This window comes from Salmonella sp. SG203 (genome assembly GCF_013350575.1).
Taxonomy (GTDB): Bacteria; Pseudomonadota; Gammaproteobacteria; order Enterobacterales; family Enterobacteriaceae; genus Salmonella; species Salmonella enterica.
Genome location: NZ_SNMT01000112.1, coordinates 1 through 472, shown reverse-complemented (window position 1 = coordinate 472; position 472 = coordinate 1). Strand labels below are relative to the sequence as shown.

Below are 472 nucleotides of genomic sequence, written 5' to 3'. Positions count from 1 at the left end.
TCCCGCCCCGCTTCCGGCGGCAGCATGAACGGCACCGTGCCACGGCATATCTCCCGCAGCTGACGGCGATGCTCCGGGGAGTCACACCACCGCTTCAGCGCCATCCGGTTCACGCTCACCTGCAGGCAGTCCACACGGTGTCTCACCTCCCGGTAAAATTCGTTCTGCTCCATACCACTCCCTCACCGCACTTCCGGCCAGCCGAACACCGTCCACAGCCGCGGCGTCAGCAGCAGCCCCAGCAGGACGGCAAAGTCCACGCACAGGCAGCTCAGCAGCAGGTACTCACTGTCAGCCAGCGACCAGCCGTCCTGCATCAGCATCACGCCTCCCGTACTGAACAGCATCACCGTCTGCCCCAGGTACACTGCCCCGTATGTCAGCAGCGCCACCCGCGGATACCGGCCCCGCAGCGGGTACACCGCACACAGCAGGGCTGCCGGCAGCGCCGCCACCAGGTTTATCACCGTGA

The 472-nt window shown here is 66.1% G+C and carries 1 protein-coding gene; it reads right to left on the bottom strand.

The genetic code is table 11. The features are described 5' to 3' along the window. Positions 1 to 182: 182 nt before the first annotated feature. Positions 183 to 472, bottom strand: a 290-nt coding sequence (locus HV477_RS28075; RefSeq protein ID WP_175065765.1) for a hypothetical protein, incomplete at its 5' end; no start/stop codon positions are given.